General features: G+C 70.9%; 13 protein-coding genes. 6 read left to right on the top strand and 7 right to left on the bottom strand.

Annotated features, from left to right (window positions below):
- Positions 1–2 precede the first annotated feature (2 nt).
- The gene (locus tag ACN27F_RS32560) at positions 3–1,046 is read right to left on the bottom strand and encodes a diacylglycerol/lipid kinase family protein (RefSeq protein ID WP_421439310.1); all 1,044 of its coding nucleotides are present in this window, start codon (positions 1,044–1,046) and stop codon (positions 3–5) included.
- A 120-nt stretch (positions 1,047–1,166) separates the two neighbouring features.
- Between ACN27F_RS32560 and ACN27F_RS32555 the strand changes: the two genes are divergently transcribed.
- The gene (locus tag ACN27F_RS32555; protein ID WP_421439309.1) at positions 1,167–2,303 is read left to right on the top strand and encodes a hypothetical protein; all 1,137 of its coding nucleotides are present in this window, start codon (positions 1,167–1,169) and stop codon (positions 2,301–2,303) included.
- 27 nt (positions 2,304–2,330) lie between these two features.
- Here ACN27F_RS32555 and ACN27F_RS32550 read toward each other — a convergent pair whose 3' ends face one another.
- Complete coding sequence (locus ACN27F_RS32550; protein WP_421440589.1) at positions 2,331–2,645, bottom strand: TIR domain-containing protein; 315 nt, start codon at positions 2,643–2,645, stop codon at positions 2,331–2,333.
- A gap of 23 nt (positions 2,646–2,668) precedes the next feature.
- Between ACN27F_RS32550 and ACN27F_RS32545 the strand changes: the two genes are divergently transcribed.
- Together ACN27F_RS32545 and ACN27F_RS32540 are read left to right on the top strand one after the other, a co-directional pair.
- Complete coding sequence (locus tag ACN27F_RS32545; protein WP_421439307.1) at positions 2,669–2,992, top strand: hypothetical protein; 324 nt, start codon at positions 2,669–2,671, stop codon at positions 2,990–2,992.
- Positions 2,993–3,218: 226 nt separating this feature from the next.
- Positions 3,219–4,208: a glycosyltransferase family 2 protein gene (locus ACN27F_RS32540; protein ID WP_421439306.1), complete on the top strand. Its 990-nt coding sequence runs from the start codon at positions 3,219–3,221 to the stop codon at positions 4,206–4,208.
- A gap of 10 nt (positions 4,209–4,218) precedes the next feature.
- On the opposite strand, the gene ACN27F_RS32535 is transcribed toward ACN27F_RS32540, so the two are convergent.
- Entirely contained in the window at positions 4,219–5,820 is a 1,602-nt protein-coding gene (locus tag ACN27F_RS32535) for a glycosyltransferase (RefSeq protein WP_421439304.1), read from the bottom strand.
- Positions 5,821–5,975: 155 nt separating this feature from the next.
- On the opposite strand from ACN27F_RS32535, the gene ACN27F_RS32530 reads away from it, so the two are divergent.
- Both ACN27F_RS32530 and ACN27F_RS32525 read left to right on the top strand, forming a co-directional pair.
- Positions 5,976–6,938, top strand: coding sequence for a sulfotransferase family protein (locus ACN27F_RS32530; protein ID WP_421439303.1), 963 nt, complete (start codon positions 5,976–5,978; stop codon positions 6,936–6,938).
- Between the two features lie 179 nt (positions 6,939–7,117).
- Positions 7,118–10,945 carry an endo-1,4-beta-xylanase gene (locus ACN27F_RS32525; protein WP_421439301.1) on the top strand — a complete coding sequence of 1,276 codons (3,828 nt, stop codon included), beginning with the start codon at positions 7,118–7,120 and terminating at the stop codon, positions 10,943–10,945.
- Positions 10,946–11,135: 190 nt separating this feature from the next.
- On the opposite strand, the gene ACN27F_RS32520 is transcribed toward ACN27F_RS32525, so the two are convergent.
- The 4 genes from ACN27F_RS32520 to pabB all read right to left on the bottom strand — a co-directional run bounded on the left by ACN27F_RS32520 (position 11,136) and on the right by pabB (position 17,312).
- Positions 11,136–11,996, bottom strand: coding sequence for an alpha/beta fold hydrolase (locus ACN27F_RS32520; protein WP_421439299.1), 861 nt, complete (start codon positions 11,994–11,996; stop codon positions 11,136–11,138).
- A 237-nt stretch (positions 11,997–12,233) separates the two neighbouring features.
- Positions 12,234–13,955: a hypothetical protein gene (locus ACN27F_RS32515; RefSeq protein WP_421439297.1), complete on the bottom strand. Its 1,722-nt coding sequence runs from the start codon at positions 13,953–13,955 to the stop codon at positions 12,234–12,236.
- A 338-nt stretch (positions 13,956–14,293) separates the two neighbouring features.
- Positions 14,294–15,100, bottom strand: a complete 807-nt coding sequence (locus ACN27F_RS32510; RefSeq protein WP_421439295.1) for an aminotransferase class IV — start codon at positions 15,098–15,100, stop codon at positions 14,294–14,296.
- A 4-nt stretch (positions 15,101–15,104) separates the two neighbouring features.
- Positions 15,105–17,312 carry an aminodeoxychorismate synthase component I gene (gene pabB / locus ACN27F_RS32505; RefSeq protein WP_421439294.1) on the bottom strand — a complete coding sequence of 736 codons (2,208 nt, stop codon included), beginning with the start codon at positions 17,310–17,312 and terminating at the stop codon, positions 15,105–15,107.
- 71 nt (positions 17,313–17,383) lie between these two features.
- On the opposite strand from pabB, the gene ACN27F_RS32500 reads away from it, so the two are divergent.
- Positions 17,384–17,836 (top strand): MaoC family dehydratase, encoded by a 453-nt coding sequence (locus ACN27F_RS32500; protein WP_421439293.1) that lies wholly within the window; start codon positions 17,384–17,386, stop codon positions 17,834–17,836.
- The last annotated feature ends 13 nt before the right edge of the window (positions 17,837–17,849 follow it).

Here is a 17,849-nt window from a genome sequence, read left to right as displayed (position 1 = left end):
GATCAGGATTGCGGTCGCTGTCCGGTGGTGCCAGGCACCGGGCCGATAGAGCCACCGTGAACCCGCTCGACGAGATCCTCACCGCGCTCTGCCGCCGACTTGGCGTCGACGGACAGGTCCGGGTCGGCTTCCGGACGGGGCACGCACAACCACAGCGCCGCCGGGCACACGCTGACCCTGAGCGTACGACCGGATTCGATGAGGTCGCCGTCGAGTTCACGTGGCTGGTCGCGGTCGCTGCAGACCGACACCTCGCGACCCCGGTACACCTGCATCCGGGGCACCCGGCCGGTGCCCCGGATCAGAGCCCAACCCATCGCGAGCCAGTGCCGCAACGAACGTGGGGTCAGCACGGCGACGTCGAGTTGGCCGTCGTCGGGCTCAGCCCCGGCGAGCAACGTGATACCACCTTGCAACCGTCCGACGTTGGCGACGAGCACGGTCCGGGCCCGGGTATGCACGACAGGGCCGTCGTCGATCCGCAGCCGGACCCGCATCGGCCGATCCCGCAGGTGACGGAGGGCACCGACGAGGTAGGCCGGCCAGCCGATCCGGGCCTTGGTCTTCTCGGATGTCGCCGCGAGCATCTTGGCGTCAAAGCCCATCCCGGCCATCACCACGAAATAGCGGTGATCGAGCTGCCCGACGTCGATTCGGCGTCTACCGCGATCGACCGCGGCCTGCAGGCCGGCGGCGACGTCGGTCGACAGACCCAGGTTCGCGGCCAGCAGGTTGCCGGTGCCGGCCGGCAGGATGGCCAGGGCCGTGTCGGTGCCGACCAGGCCGGCGACACAGGACATCACGGTTCCGTCGCCGCCGCAGGCGAAGACGACGTCGACACCGGACGCCACGGCCTGCCGGGCCTGTCCCTCGCCCGGATCGTCGACGGTGGTCGACAACCACAACGGCTCGGCCCAGCCGGCCTCGGCCAGGACGCCGCCGACCAGCGCCCGGAACTCGTCGACGTCGGCGATCTTCGCAGGGTTGATCACGACCGCGGAACGCACCGCGGCACCTCGTCGGGTCACCGCGTCAGTCTGAGCCATCCGACGGCGGGCCGGCCACCGTGAACGGCCCGGCGGACCGGCCGGTGCGCGATGCGCCCATCGCCAGGTGGTATGCCAGCCGCTATCGGGCGGTTACCGTACGGCTGCGACAATCGTGGCATGGACGACAGCAACCAGAGCGCCGCTCGGGCCGCCGCGGGCGCGGATTCCTTGGAGTGGAACTTCACCATCATGTCCCGAACGTCCCCGTGGTCGGTGGAGCAAGGGATGACGCAGCTGCTCGCCCACCAGAACGCGGAGGGTTTCGGGCCGTCCCTGGCCGATGCGATGCAGGACGACGCCAGAATCATTCACGAGCTGGGGCAGCGGGAAACGCCGACGGCCGTCGCGGCGTTGCGCGCCTACCAGGCGATGAGCACGGTCGACACCCAACGCGAACTCGCCCGCATGCACGCCGACCGGCTGGTCCGACAGGGGGCACCGGAGCCACCGTGGGCAGCGACGGTCGGGCGGGTGCGGGTCGACGGCTGCTGGTGGGCGCACGACCAGTTCGGCGAGACCGCCGCCGTCCTCTGCGGCTTTTCCTACGACGGGGCGCACCAGCACGGCATCCTGGCGGTGATCGACCGGGCGATCGGTGGTGGGTTGATCCGCGAACTGCTGCTCGGCATGGACGTGGACGCGCTGCTGGACATCCTGCACGGCGGCGGTGACGACGGCGGTGAGCTCGTCAGTGAACCGCTCGATGCGGCCTATGCCCGCCGGCTGATCGAGGACGCGATCGCCACCTCGGACGAGATCTCCGAAAACCGCCAGTACAAACTCAGGCCGCTACCCGTGGCCTACCGGAAGATGCGTGGGCTGACGCTGGCCCGGGCACGCGCGTTGAGCGACGCCCCGGCCCCACCGGAGCAATTCCCGACCACGGTGGAGATCGAGCTGCTGAAACGGGCTTTCCTCGGCTCGGACGCTTCAGCCGGTCTTCCCACCGGCGAGGCGACCGGTCGGGCTGTCGACCTGCTGGTGACGCAGTTCGTCGAACAGGCTGCCTGTCACCCGCTGCAGCTCGGCCCACGCCGGGTGACGGCCGTCCTCGGTCTGCCCGGGCTGGCCTCCGACGCCGCAGAGGATCCGGCGGTGGGGCGAATCCTCCCCGACGTCGCCCGTGCCTGGATTTCTTGGAGCGCGACCGAGCGTGGTCTGCCCCTGGCCGCCGCCGAACGGCTCGACCAGGCCGGACGGCAGGCGTGCGGACAACTGCGCGCCGCCGTGGCCGGCGGCCAGGAGTCGGTCTGAGCGGGAGCGCGGGTCGCGGCTTGCGGGTCAAGGCTTGCGGGCGCAGGCGGCGAGCCCGGTGAACCTGGCGACGTTCAACCAGTCCGGGTCGGAGTCGTCGACCGGACACCCGGTGTTGTCACGCCCGCCGATGCCGGCGAACGGACGCAGTTCGCCGATCTCCACCAGCAGGGTCCGGTCGCGGCGGTGCATCCCCATGGCCATCCCCGCCTCGTAGATCACCTCGGGGCGTGCCTGCCCTGCCGGTCGGCCCTCGTGGTCGGGCTCGGCCGCCCGGTGCATGTCCGGATGTAGCTGGGCGATGTCGTCCGGGGTCAGGATCACGACGACGGCCTGCGCGATGCTGAACCCGGTACGCCCTCGCGGTGGTCAACGCGCACGGCAGCGCACCGGCGGCCGGCGGCGACACCGATGGCCGCGACGGCCTCGCCCAGTCGCTGGCGATCGCCGCTGACGACCGGCTCACCGCTGCTGACCTGCTCGTCTGCGATCTACCGGACGGTGTGGTCATCGCCGCCTGCTGGTCGGGACGGCTGACCGTCACGACCGCGGTCGAACCGCTGGGCCTACTGGCCGCCGCGCTGCAGCGGGCGCAGCTGGAGTACCTGACGATCCGGCCGGACGCGCCGCCACGCATCTGGGCCGGGCTGGCCATCGTCGGCGACGGGTTCACCACGGCACCGCGTTAGGCCCGGCACCGGAGCGGGCCGGGCTTGGCCTGGCCTGGCCGCTGCGGACCGTCACTTTCGGTGCTGTACGCCCGTTGCCCATCTGAGATTCACTGAACAGACACCCGCAGTCGTCATCATCCTCGCGGCGGTCGCCCCGTCCCCGCGCCGCCGTGCCCTTGCGGGCGGCGCGAACGCCGACCGTCCGTCCATAGCCGTCCACTCCCGTCATGGCAGGTCGACCCACATGATCGCGACTCCAGCCGTCAGCGTGGTCATCCCGACCCGCGACCGGCCGGCTCTGGTGACCCGCGCCGTCCGCAGCGCACTCGCGCAGACCGTCGACGGCATCGAGGTCATCGTCGTGATCGACGGCCCCGACCCGGCGACCGTCGCCGCGCTCGACGCGGTCGCCGACACCCGGCTGCGGGTGGTCGAGCTACCTGACCGGGGCGGCGCGCCAGCGGCCCGTAACGCCGGGGTGCGGCAGGCCCGGGCGCGCTGGGTGGCGCTGCTCGACGACGATGACGAGTGGCTCGCCGGCAAGCTCGCCGCTCAGCTCGACACCGCGCGTACGGCGTCCGCGCCGTTGCCGATCGTCGCTAGCCGGTTGATCAACCGCACGCCGCGGGCGGAGTTCGTCATCCCGCGCCGGCTGCCCGCACCTGGTGAGCCGCTCAGCGAGTACCTGACGGTACGGCGCGGCCTGTTCCACGGTGACGGCTTCATCCAGACGTCGACGATCATGGCACCGACCGAACTGCTCCGTCGCGTACCGTTCGATCCGGCGGTGCCGCGGATGCAGGAGCTCGACTGGACCCTGCGGGCGCTGAGCCACCCGGACGTCGAGCTCGTCTTCGCCGACGAGCCCCTGGTCATCTGGCATCAGGACGAGAACCGGCCACGGATCAGCTTGAACTCTCCGTGGCAGGCTCAGTTCGACTGGCTGCGGCGCAGCCGTCCGCTGATGACCCCCCGTGCCTACGCCGCGATCACGATGAGCGTGGTCAGCTCGATGGCGGCGCCGACCCGCAGTGGCAAGGTCTTCGGCACGCTGCTGCGGGAGGCCCGCCGGCATGGGCGACCGGGCCCGCTGGACTACCTGACGTTCCTGCAGATCTGGCTGATTCCACCGGGCCTGCGGCACACGGTGCGGGACAAGGTGCTCAAGCGCCGTCACCACCAGCGGTCCGGACAACCGGGATCGGCCGAGGCCGCCGGCACACGGCCACGGTGACCGGTTTCCGTCAACGGCCGCGCAGCGTCGCCCGGGCCCGCCGGCCAGCCATCCAGGCCACCGCCACGGTCGCTTTGGCCAGCGAGCGCACCCCCGCCACCTCGACCGTGGTCGGTGCCAGCGCGGCCGGTGCCCGGCCGCGCCGGGGCGGCCGGGGCATGCCGTTGGCCAGGTCGGCCGGGTCGAACCGCGCCAGGTCGAGCACACCGACCGCCTCGGCGGTGACGTCCTGGTGCCCGGCCACCGAGCTGACCGCGTCGACCAACGGTTCGTCGGGGTGGCGGACCCACCGGGTCCGGCCGACCGCCGCCGTACGCCAGAGCGTCACCGGCGTACCAGGCGGGTCGACCCGGATCACGCCCGTCTGGTGGCGGTCGGCGAGATCGATCAGGCGCCGCACCGCGTCCGGCGCGAGGCCGTACCGGGCCGACAGGTCGAGCCGGTACGGTGCCGGGAACACCGTGGCGGGCTCGTCGGTCGCCAGCCGCACCCGGGGTTCGCCCCGGTAGGTCGCGGCGATCAGCCGCAGGTCGCGCAGCGGGTCGGTGAGCACCCGTACCCGGGTGTCGTCGAGCTGGTCCCAGGGCCCGACGAGGGTGACCCGGATGTCCTGCTCGGTACCGCGCAGCGCGGAATCCACGGCTGCCCGCACCCGTTCCAGGGGTTCGTCGCCGACCGTCATGACCACCTCGGCCAGTGGAACCGACCAGGAGGTTCCACCTACTTTGCGCCAGTTGCGTGGATATGGGATCCGGTCGGCGAAGAACGGGCGGTTCCACCGGGCGATCTGTTCCCGGGCGCGCATCACGTGCGTCCGCCCGAGATGCCAGCTCCGTGCGGCCGGCTCGGGCACGAACACCGCGCCCGCCTGGGCGAGGCGGTAGCCGAACTCGGTGTCCTCACCCAGCCGCAGCTGCGCGTCGAATCCGCCAGCCGCCTCGTACAGCTCACGGCGCAGTGCGGCGGTGGCACCCACATGGATCTTGAATACGTGATGGTCGGCGAGGCGGAGCTGGTCGGTCTGGTTGACGTACCGCTCGACGTAGGTGTGCGGCTCACCGGCGCTGCCGCCGAACAGGTCCGCTGCCGCGCCCCGGTCCAGCACCTGCGCGACCGTGTCCGCCGACGGCCACGGCCCGTGCGTGTCGGGGTCGACGAACCGCTTGTAGCCCAGGGTGACCGCGTACGGCAGCACGTGTTGCCAGCGGACCTGCGCGGCGATGTGCTCGGGGAAGACCACCATGTCGGCGTCCAGCCAGTGCAGAATCTCGCCGTTGCTGTGCGCGACCCCGCATCGCAGCGCGGCGGCCCGCCCCCAGCCGGTTTCGCCGTCCTCGCCGACCCGCACGAGTCTGGTTCCCGGCGGCCGGATCGCCGGCAGGGTCAGCGGCGGGTCCGAACCGTCGTCGGCCACGACGACCTCGAGCAGGTCGGCCGGGTACGTCTGCCGGCTCAGCGAGGCCAGCGTCAGATCGAGGGTGCGCTGGCAGTCGAAGGCCGGGACGACCACGCTCACCGTCCGGCTCGGCCGCCAACCGTCCAGGTCAGGTACTACCACCGACGACCAGTCGTTGCGCCGCACCCGCGGAACACTGTTGCCTGCCTCGCGCACGGCCACAAGCTAGCAGGGTCGCCACGAACCGCGCGTCGGCGTGCGTAACCTCCGAGCCAACGGCTGGTGAACTCGGACTCGCAGTGAGGTGTCGGCGGTCGGACGTGGCTAGACTCCGGTCGCGATCTGTGGCGACATCCTCCGGAGGCAACGGCGTGACCAAGGTCCTGTTCATCGCGGCATGGGGACGCAGCGGAACTACGATCTTGGACAACGTCCTCAACTCGTACGAGTCGGTCTTCTCGGCCGGGGAGCTGACCTATATCTGGCTGCGCGGGCTCAAGCAGCGCCGCAAGTGCGGCTGCGGAGCGCCCTTCCCCGAGTGCCGGCTCTGGCAGGACATCCTGCGTGTCGCGTACGGCGACGACCCGCCCCCGCCCGCCGAGATGTACGCGGTGCAACGGCGTTCGCTGCGGGTCCGGCACACACCGGCGCTGCTGCGTACCCCCACCGACCCGGACGTCGAGCGTTACCGCCGGCTCACCGGCCGGCTCTACCGGGCCATCGCCGAGGTCACCGGTGCCACCTTGATCGTCGATTCGTCGAAGTCGCCGGGCGACGCGGCCGCCTTGTCGGGCGTCGAGGGCGTGCAGCCGTACCTGCTGCACATGGTGCGCGATCCGCGGGCGGTGGCGTACTCCTGGTCCCGAACGACCTCGCACCACGACCCCGCCACGCCCGGACTGATGCACCGCCACGGCACCGTCGAGAGCAGCGGGCTGTGGCTGGGCTGGAACCTGCTCATCGAGCGGACGGCCCGGGCCTTTCCCGGCCGGCACCGGCTGCTGCGGTACGAGGACTTCCTGGCCGCCCCCCGGGACACCGTCGAGGACCTGCTGCGCTTCGTGGGATTGCCGGACAGTGTCGTGTCCCCGCCGGCGGGCGAGGGCCCGTTCGTCGACGAACGGACGGTCCGGTTGGCGCCCAACCACACGGTGTCGGGCAATCCGAGCCGGTTCCGCAGCGGCGAGGTGTCGCTGCGGCTCGACGACCGGTGGCTCGACAAGCAGCCCACGGGGCCACGGCTGGTGTCGACCGCGGTGTCGCTGCCGCTCCTGCCCCGCTACCGCTACCCGCTGCGGCCGACCGCCGGCCGGGCCGGCGACCAAACCGGCTGACGCCACACGCGCAAGGGCTTTCCCGCTGGTGGCGGTCCGTAGCAGGGCGGACGCCACCGCTGTCGGGCTCTCGACGGCTGCGACCGGCGCGGTTAACATTCGCGCGTCTGGATCTGCTGGCGCGCGCCATCCCGCGCCGTCCGGCCCCACCACCCTCGTCCGGGAAAAGGAGCCTTTCGATGCGCCCACGGCATCGTCTCGTCCGTCCACGGCATCGTCTCGTCGGTGCCCGGCGACGGTTGACCGTCCTTGCCGCGCTCTGCGCGGCCGCCCTCGTCGGTTCGTCGGTGGTGGTGCCGTCCGCCCACGCGCAGGACGTCGTCATCCTCGTCAACGACTTCGAGTCCGGCTCGCACCAGCCGTGGGGTCCCCGCGGTGACGTGTCGCTGGCGACGACCGCCCCGGGGCACGAGAGCGCGAACAGCATGTCCGTCACCGGACGTAGCGCCGAGTGGCAGGGCCCGGCGACGGACGCGACCGCACTGTTCGAACCCGACGTGACCTACTCGGTCACCGCGTGGGTGAAGCTGCCGGCCGGCACCGACGGCTCGGCCGGCGTCCACTTCACCGTCGAGGCCACCCCGGCCGGCGGCGACAACACGTACACCTGGATCGGCGACAACGTCGACACCACCGCCGACAGCTGGGTCCAGATCGGCGGCTCGTACCGCATGCCGGCGCGGCTGAGCGCCGCCACGCTCTACATCGAGGCGGCCGGCACCACCCCGTTCCTGGTCGACGACGTGCTCGTCACCGGTCCGGCCGGCAGCCCGGACGTGGTCACCGTCAGCGCCGTCGACTTCGAGGACGGCACCACCGGCACCTGGTTCGCCAGCGGCGATCCGACGCTGACCGTGGTCGACGACGCGGACGGCAAGGTGCTGGAGGTGACCGACCGGGCCAACGGATTCGACGGGCTGCAGAGCCCGGCCGGCATCTTCTCCCCCGGCGTCACGTACACGTTCTCGGCGCGGGCCCGGCTCGGCGCCGACGGCCCGGCGTCGTCGGGGTTCCGGTTCGTGATGAAGCCGGACTACACCTGGATCGGCAACACGACGATCACCGCCGATACCTGGACCACGGTCACCGGGCAGTTCACCGTCCCGGCCGACGCCGACCCGGCCGAGTACCAGGTCTACCTGGAAGCGGCCGAGGCGAGCGCGGCGTACGCGGTCGACGACATCCTCGTCACCGCCCCGGCGCAGGGTCCCGGCGGCCCGGACCCCGGCACGGTGGTCATCGACACCGACTTCGAAGACGGCCTGGACGGCTGGGGGCCACGCGACGGCGGGCCGGGCGCGCCGACGGTGGCCCTCACCGACGCCGCCCACGGCGGCGCGGCCGCGGCACTGGTCACCGACCGGGTCAACCAGGGTGCCGGCATCGGCCGCGACGTCAGCACGGTGTTCGAGGCGGGCGTCGGCTACGAGTTCACCGCCTGGCTGCGCTTCGCCGACGGCCAGCCGACCGACGAGATCTGGCTGAGTCTGGCCAGCACCGCTGACGGCAGCCAGTCGTTCAGCACGATCGCCCAGTTCGAGACGATCACCAACAGCGAATGGACCGAGGTGAGCGCCCGGTTCACCGCACCGGCCTTCGACACCGCCCTGCTGTACTTCGAGACCCGCTGGCAGGGCGCCGACGTCGCCGGCAACACCAGCGACTTCCTGGTCGACGACATCGTGGTACGGGTACCGGAGCCACCGGTCGTCGAGGACCTCACCGGCATCCACGAGACCACCGACTTCCCGGTGGGCGTGGCGATCGACGCCCGGGAGACGGTCGGCTCCGCCGCCGACCTGCTCACCCGGCACTTCACCAACGTCACGCCGGAGAACCACATGAAGCCGGAGGCGTGGTACGACGCCGAACGCACCTTCCGCCCGCACGAGCAGGCGATCGCGTTGATGGACTTCGCCCAGGCCAACGACCTCGGCCTGTACGGCCACGTGCTGGTGTGGCACAGCCAGACGCCGGAATGGTTCTTCACCGACGACGCCGGTGAGCCGCTGACCGAGGCACCCGCCGACCAGCAGGTGATGCGCGATCGGTTGCGCACCCACATCTTCGCCGTCGCACAGGCGCTGAGCGACCGCTACGGCCCGTTCGGCTCCGACACCAACCCGCTGAACGCGTTCGACGTGGTCAACGAGGTGGTCAGCGACAGCGGCGAGTACGCCGACGGGCTGCGCCGCAGCGAGTGGTACCGGATCCTCGGCGAGGAGTACCTCGACCTGTCGTTCCAGTACGCCGACGAGGCGTTCAACGACGTCTACGCGGTCGCCGGTGCCGACCCGGTGACCCTGTTCATCAACGACTACAACACCGAGCAGAGCGGCAAGCAGGCCCGCTACCGGGCACTGGTCGAGCGGCTGCTCGCCCGGGGTGTGCCGGTCGACGGAGTGGGCCACCAGTTCCACGTCTCCCTGGCCACGCCGATCACCAGCCTGGAGGCCGCGCTGGCCGCCTTCGCCGACCTGCCGGTCACCCAGGCGGTCACCGAACTCGACGTCACCACCGGCACCCCGGTGACCCAGGCACGGCTCATCGACCAGGGCTACTTCTTCCGGGACGCGTTCCGGATCTTCCGGTCGTACGCCGACGAACTGTCCGTGGTGACGGTCTGGGGTCTGACCGACGGGCGGTCATGGCGTTCCAGCAGCGGCGCGCCGCTGGTCTTCGACGACGGCTACCAGGCCAAGCCGGCCTACTACGGCGCGGTCGACGGCGACCTGCCGGCCCGGCTGCGCACGGCGAACGTCTTCGCCGGCGACGTCGCGCTGTCCCCGGTCGCACCGGCCGACTTCGAATGGCTCAAGCTGCCGCTGCATCCGGTGGAGGAACTCGCCGGCTTCCAGCTGCGCTGGGCCGCCGACCACCTGAGCGCGTACGTGACCGTCGACGACCCGGCGGCGTCGGACGGTGACGAGGTCGCCTTCGTCCTGGACGGGACGACGTACACCGTGTCGCGCGACGGCGACGGCGACGTGCCGGCGGTGGCGACCGAACGCGACGGCGGCTACGACCTCGTCGCGCACCTGCCGCTGGACGGCGCGGTCGAGGGTGCCACCCTCACCCTCGACGTGCGGGTGAGCGACGACGGCGACACGGCCGGGTGGAACACCCCGGGCGCGGTCGGCACCCTCACGCTGGTCGAGGCGCTGTCGTACGTGGCCGTCGCCGAGACGCCGGTCGCGCCGGTGATCGACGGCACCGTCGACGGCGTCTGGGCCCTCGCCGACGCGGTGACCACCGACAAGGAGGTCTCCGGCACCGACGGCGCGATCGCCACGGTCCGCACCCTGTGGCGCGGGCAGACACTGTACGTGCTGGCCGAGGTCGCCGACCCGGTGGTGGACGTGTCCGGTTCCGACCCGTGGACCCAGGATTCGGTCGAGATCTACATCGACGCCGGCAACGCCAAGAACGGCTCCTACCGCTACGACGACACCCAGATCAGGATCAACGCCGACAACGTGGTCTCGTTCGGTACGGGCGACGAGGCGTTCCAGGCCGGCCGGTTGGACAGCGCCGCGGTGCGCACCGAGACCGGCTACACCGTCGAGGCGGCGATCAGCCTGCTGGAGTACGGCGGCCTGGGCACCTTCCACGGCCTGGACTTCCAGGTCAACGACGCGACCGACGGCACGCGTACGGCGATCCGCAACTGGGCGGAGCAGGACGGCGTCGGCTACCAGACCACCGCCCGGTGGGGGGTGGGCCGGCTGGTGACAAGCTCCAACGTCGCGATCGAGATCAACCGGATCACCGCGTGGGACTCCGACAGCGGTGGCGGTTACTGCGCCGAGATCGTCGCCACCAACGACAGCGACGAGCCCGTCGACTGGACGGGTGTGGTGAGCCTGGCCGGTGACATCTACACCGCGTGGAACTTCGAGCGGGAGTCCCTCGGCGACGGGATCTTCCGGATCGGCGGTCACGACTGGAACAACACGCTGAAGCCGGGTGCTCGCACGTTCAGCGTGGGCTACTGCGCGAACTGGTGAACCACCACAGCGGTACCGCCCGTGCGGTGCGCGCCGTGCTCACGCTCGGCGCGCCCGCGCGCGGTGGTGCGGGCCGTGGCCGTGGTGGTCGTGGAGTCTCTGCGACCACCCGGCCCGCGCCCCCTGTTCCAGCTCCCGGTCGCCCGCGGGGAGATGGTATGTATTCCTGCCGTCGCGCGCCGACGCTTCGTCAGCGTGTGCCGGACATCGCCAGAGTCCTGGTCCCGATGAACTCCATGATCGCCTTGTTGACCTCGTCGGCGTGGGTCCACGGAATACCGTGCGGCGCGCCCCGCAGCGTGATCAGCTTGCTGCCCGGGACCATCGGCGCCAGGCGCTTGCCGGTCACCTCGTACGGCAGGACGGCGTCCTTGTCCCCCTGAATGATCAGCAACGGTACGTCGATCCGGGACAGGTCCGGACGGAAGTCGGTGAGCCAGGCGTCGATGCTGTGCAAGGTCGCGATCGCGGACGCCCGGGCGCCCACCTGCCAGTGCGCCCGGAACGCCTCCTCGCTCACCCGCTTGCCCTTGTTCTCGTCCCAGCCGAAGAAGTTGGTGACGAAGCTGGTCAGATAGGCGAACCGGTCCTCGACCACCGCCTTTTTGAACCCGTCGAACAGGCTCTGGTCCACCCCTTCCGGGTTGTCCGGCGTCTTCAGCAGAAAGGGCGCGAGCGGACTGATGACCACGGCCTTGCTGATTCGCTGCGAACCGTAGACGCCCAGGTAGTGGATCACTTCCCCGGTCCCCATCGAGTGTCCGACCAGGACCGCGTCGCGCAGATCGAGCTCACGCATCAGGACGTCGAGATCCGCCGCGAAGGTGTCGTAGTCGTAGCCGATCCCCGGTTGGCTGGAGTTGCCGAAACCCCGCCGATCGTACGAGATCGTCCGGAATCCCGCGGACAGCAGCGGCTCGACCTCTTTCTCCCAGGACGAACCCCCGTACGGGAAGCCATGAATCAACACCACCGGCTGGCCCGACCCGTGGTCCTCGTAGTAGATGTCGATCGGGGCGGAGTTCTCGCGCCCTACCGTCACGAATGGCATGGCCTCTCCGATCTGTCGTCAAAACAAGAAACAACCTGCCGACATGATCGTGCGGCCGGGCGTCGGGCGCCCGCAGCCGAATCTGCTATCGCGGCCGGGCCGAGAGAAAGGACCACCCACGTCGGGTGAACCGGCGTGGCGTCCCGCGCGTCCAGGTCCGTCCGTCCGGGCACGCGACGAAACGGGTACGCACCGACCGCCGAGGGTCCGTGCGTACCCGTCTTCGTCACGCGCTGGTCAGCCTCCGACAGGGGTCAACCTGATCAATTCCCAGCCGCCTTCGGGAACGTCGTCCGTCGGGTCGGTGCGCAGGTTCATCGGATTCGCCATGCCGAGGTACAGGGTCGAACCGTCGGCGATCATGGTGCGGAATCCGTAGTTGAGATAGTTGCCGCCCAGACCCTGGGTGTCGACCGCCGTGGCCCGCCCCACGTTCGAGTCGAACATCCACAGATCGCCGCCGTAGAGCTGGGGATCGATCGTGATCGGATCCAGCTCGTCAGTCAGCCCGGTGGCCGCGCCCCGGAAGCCCATCTGGGCGGCGGCCTCGGGCAGCAGGTCCTTCGCGAGGTAGCTCCAGTCCATCGTGCCGATGAACAACCGGCCACCGGAGACGGCCATCGTCCAGGTGTAGTTGTTGTAGATGTTGCCGAACCCGATGTGACCGTATCGCGGGCGGTACCCGGTGCGCGCCCACTGCCAGCCGCCCGCCCCGTCGTTCGCGGTGGCGTTGTAGGCCGGCAGGATCCGCTCGCCGTACAGCAGTTCCACGTTCTCCAGGCGGGTGCCGAACCGTTTGCCCCGGAAGATACTCACCGCCCGTTGCGACCGTTCCAGCGTCGCCCGCGCGGCGAACTCGTCCACCGGTGGGAACGCCTCGGCGATCGTCGCCGTCGACTTCATCGGAACGTGCATCGTTCCCCAGTAGAGGTATCCGCCGTACGAGGCCAGCGCGCCCAGGCCGTACGTGCCGGCGATGATCGGGTCGGGTTCGTAGGAAGCCGCGCTCCACACCTGCGTCCACTGCGACAGGTCGTCCGGGGTGAGACCCGGACTCCCGTCGACCAGCCGCGGGCTCATCCACACCCCGGCGACACTCGGGTCCGCCTCCTCGGTCGGCACCACACCGATACGCCCGGGCGCGGAACCGGCGGCCGTACGCGCGGCGGACGATCCGCCGCCGGCGGCGGACCAGGTGCTGACGAAGACCCGGCCCTCGTGCATCGTCAGGTCGGCCACCTGGGCCGGCAGTTGCCCGACCTCGACGAAGTTGAACGGATCGTCGCGGTCACCGGCCCAGCGCAGGATGTAGCCACCGTCGCGGCCGTTGGCCCCGACCCCGACCCCGGCGTAGAGGACGCCGTCGGCCACCAGGAAGTGGCGGATGTTGCCGTACTGGGTGAAGTTCGCCGACCCCAGGTACTCTCCGGTCGCCGTGTCGAACGCGAACATGTTGACCGACATCCCGAGCGCCGGCCCGGCGAGCAGGACGACGCCCTGGTGCGTCCCGCCGGCGCGCAGCCCGAGTGTGCGGCGCAGCCGGGAAAGGTCGTCGGCGGACGCGTTCGTGATGTCCGCGGTCTTTTCGGTCAGCGTCTGGGTGGACAGGTCGTAGACGTACGCCCGAGGCTGCCGGTGGTCACCGACGGTGACCGGCATGATGGGGTTCTCTTTCACGACCTGGCTCTCCGCGAACTCGCACACGTAGTCGTCGGTGATTCGTGGTGTCGGGAGCGAGAGCGTGGCGCCGGTGACGATGCAGTTGACGTTCGCTCCGGTGCCGAACCAGAGGCGGTCGTTCGCCTGAGCGAGCGACCAGACGTACGCCTGGTTGACCTTGGCCTGGCCCTCGGCGCACGGTGGTCCGACCGGGTAGGGCAGCCCGATCCCGTTGAAGCACTCGTCGGGGGTGGCCTTCGCGAGCAACTCGTGCTCGAAGGCCGGCTGGTCAAGCGGCAACAGAACCCTGCCGGTCGCCGGCGACTGGTTTATGGCAAGGGTCGACAGGACCACGATGGCGACGGTGGAGATCAGACGTCGCCGGGATATTGCGGGCCAGTGCATCACTTCCCTTTCATTTGGGCGATCTGGCAGCCACCTGAGACGGACGGGTGACGGCACCGTCGGACAGTAGGTCAGCCAGATTGCCGTTCGATTTCGGACGTCCATATTGCTTGCTCGATAGTCGACGGAGTCAAGCAGCCGATTGGTTGAAAAGCGCTCGGCGTCCGAAATTTTGTCCAATCCCGCTGGAATTTGTACAGATTGGTAGCTCAGATCTGTCGCGCGGTCGCGGTCTACAGCGGTTCGGGGGTGACGGCCTCGTAGGCTCGACGCAATGCGGCCGTCGCGGGCGCAACCGCCAGCGCGACGGCGTCGACGCCCGTGACCGACCGCAGACCGACCGTCGCGTTGCTGACGAAGGCGGCCGTATCCGGTCCGATATCGCGTAAGGTGACCGCGCTGTCCCGACATCGAATGCCGACGGCCTCGGCCGCGGTGCGCAGCAGCCGCGCGGTCACCCCGGGCAGACACGGCGCCGCCGGCCAGACCAGCTCGCCGTCGACGACGAGGACGATGTTCCATGTCGGACCCTCGGCGACCCGCTCGTCGTCGGTGACGAACAACGCGTCGTCGAAGCCGGCCGCCCGCGCCCGGAACCGATGATGCAGGGCGGCGAACAGGCCGGTGTGCTTGACCGTCGGCAGTTCCCGCAGGTAGCGGCAGGAGCGCAGGCGCAACGGCGGCAAGGCGACCGGCCCCGGCGCGGTCGCTCTGGTGCTGACCAGCAGGCGAGGACCCGGGACGTCGCTGACCGGTCCGGCCGATCCGGCCAGGGTGATGGCGGGATCGAACACCGTCACCCGTACGACCACCGTGGGCGTCGCGGCGTCCACGACCGCGCGCCGGACGAGGTGCCGCACCCGGTCCCGGTCGAGATCGGCGCCGAACACCGTCCGGCAGTCGGTGGCCAGCCGGTCGAGGTGCCGCGACAGGCCGCGCACCCGGCCACGGTCGACCAGCATGGTGGTGAAGTGCCCGTAGTTGTAGAGGGCGAGGGCGCTCAGGTCGGCCGCTGTCGCGGGGACACCGTCGAGTCGCATGCCGTCACCGGCCGGCCGGTGTCGCCGCCATGGACGGTCGCGGTCGATCGGCCGACCAGGCCGCGATCCGGTAGGCGCTGAGCAGTGCCTGCGCCTTGAGCAGCGTCTCGGCGTACTCGTCGGCCGGGTCGGAGTCCAGCACGATCGCACCGCCGGTACCGACCGTGACACCGTCGGCGGTCGCTACCGCCGTACGGATGACGATGCTGAGGTCGCAGCGTCCGTCCAGGCCGAAGTAGCCCAGCGCGCCGGCGTAGATGCCGCGCGCCTGCGGCTCCAGCCGTTCGATGATCTCCATCGTCCGTAGCTTGGGCGCGCCGGTCATCGAACCGCCGGGGAAGCATGCCTGTACGCAGCGGACCGCGCTGATCTCCGGCCGCAGCCGCCCACGCACCGTCGAGACGAGTTGGTGCACGGTCGCGTACGACTCGACGGCCAGGAACGCGGGCACCTCGACGGAGCCGATCTCGCAGACCCGGCCGAGGTCGTTGCGGAGCAGGTCGACGATCATCAGGTTCTCGGCCCGCGTCTTCGCCGACGTCGCCAGCGTACGGCGCAGGTACCGGTCGCGGCGGGGATCGCCGCTACGCGCGGCGGTGCCCTTGATCGGCTTGCTTTCGACCATCCGGTCGGCGTCGATCCGCAGGAAGCGTTCCGGCGAGGAACTCGCCACGGCGACCTCGCCCAGCCGCAGGTACGCCCCGTACGGTGCCGGGTTGATCCGCCGCAGCGCCCGGTGGTACGCCAGCGGGTCCGCCACCGGTGGCAGGTGCAGCCGGTTGGTCAGGCAGATCTCGTAGCTCTCGCCCCGGCGCAGCTCGGCGAGGCACGCCTCGATGTCGGCGAGATACTCCGCCCGGTTGCGGGACATCCGGGTGTCCAGCCGGCCCGGCCCGGACGGCGGCGGGCCGGACGGCGGCGGCGGGCCGGACGGGCTGAGCCGCCGGAGCCGGGCGACGGTCCGCGTCAGCCAGTCCCGCGCTTCGCCGCGCGTGGCGTCGTCCCGGCTCAGTGCCGCCAGGAAGGTACGGTGGGCGAGGTGGTCGACGACGATGAACCGGTCGGCGAACAGCCAGATCGCGTCCGGTGTCGCGGCGGTCGCGCCGGTGCGGGGTCCGCCGCCAGCGCAGTCGGCCTTCGCCTCGTACCCGAAGTAGCCGATGTAGCCACCGGTGAATCCACCCGGCAGGCTCGCTGGGCCTGGGCCTGGGCCTGGGCCTGCTGCCGGCGGGCGACAGGCGGCCAGCCGTCGGTCCAGCACCGCGAAGATGTCACCCGGCTCGATGCCCGACCATCGACCCTGGCGCCGGACGTCGACCCGGCCGCTGCCCACCCGGTAGCGCAGCACTTCGGCCAGTGGCCCGGAATCGTCGCCGAGGTAGGACAGCCGCGCCCGGCCCGGCTCGACCAGGCTGCTGTCGAGCCAGAAGGCGTACGGGCTGTCGCCGTACAGCTCGGTGAACACCGCCTCGGTGTCGATCTCGGCCTCGATGACGGTGACGTCGCAACGCAGCTCCACCGGCGCGGCCCCGCCCGGCCGACCCGCAAGCACGGCCGTCGTCGGCCGACCCGGCGGCGGTGCGGCCGGGGTGCCGGGACGCCGGTCGGTGGCGCGCCACGCCCCGGCCAGGGCGAAGAAGTTCCTGACCAGCGTCCGCCCATGCACGGTGCCGATCGACTCGGGGTGAAACTGCACCCCCCACCGGGGCAACCGACGGTGCCGCAGCGCCATCACGGTCCCGTCCTCCGCCCAGGCGGTCGCCACCAGCTCACTCGGCAGTGGCTCGGGTACGTGGAGCGAGTGGTAGCGCACCGCGGCGAACCGCTGTGGGATGCCGGTGAACAACCCGTCCTCGTCGTGGCGCACCTCGGTGACGTGGCCGTGCCGGGGTAGGTGCTCGCACACCTGAGCACCGGCCTGCAGCGCGATCGCCTGGTGACCGAGGCAGACGCCGAGCACCGGCAGCTGCGGGTGCTCGGCGAGCAGCCGGGCACCCAGGCCCAGGTCACTCGGCCGCTGCGGGCGGCCCGGCCCAGGCGATATCACCGCGTGGTCCACGGCCAGTTCGCCCACCCGGGCCAGCCACGGATCGTCGTTGACGAGCACCAGCGGCTCCACGCCGGTCACCTCGGCGATGAGCTGGTAGAGGTTGTAGGTATAGGAGTCGTAGTTGTCGATGAGCAGGACGCGTACCGGGTCGGCGGCAGGCACCGGGCGAGGGTACGCTGCGGCGGCCCGGCCAGGAAGCGGTAATGCCCATCCGAACGACAGGAGCTGCTGCGATGCCCTTCGCCTCGGTCGACGACCTGCGCCGCGCCGCCGGCACGTCCCTGGGCCACGGCCCGTGGATCGAGATCAGCCAGGAGCGGATCGACCGGTTCGCCGACGCCACCGACGACCGGCAGTGGATTCACGTCGACCGCGACCGGGCCGCCGACGGGCCGTACGGGACGACGATCGCGCACGGCTATCTCACCTTGTCGTTGCTTCCGGCGCTGGTCGCCGGCCGGATCGGCGTCGCCGGCGCCCGCGCCACGGTCAACTACGGGCTCGACCGGGTCCGGTTCCCCTCCCCGGTGCCGGTCGACTCCCGGCTGCGCGCCGCCGTCGACCTGCTGGCCGTCACCGAGGTCGACGGCGGGGTGCAGGTGCTCTCCCGGGTCACCGTCGAGTGCGACGGCGGCGACGGCAAGCCCGCCTGTGTGGCGGAGTGCGTGACCCGGGTGTACCTGTGACCGGTCAGTAGTG

The sequence above is a fragment of the Solwaraspora sp. WMMB335 genome (assembly GCF_049179075.1).
In the GTDB taxonomy this organism is placed as follows: domain Bacteria; phylum Actinomycetota; class Actinomycetes; order Mycobacteriales; family Micromonosporaceae; genus Micromonospora_E.
Note: the sequence above shows the minus strand (reverse complement) of the source record. Positions and strands in the feature narration are given on the sequence as shown.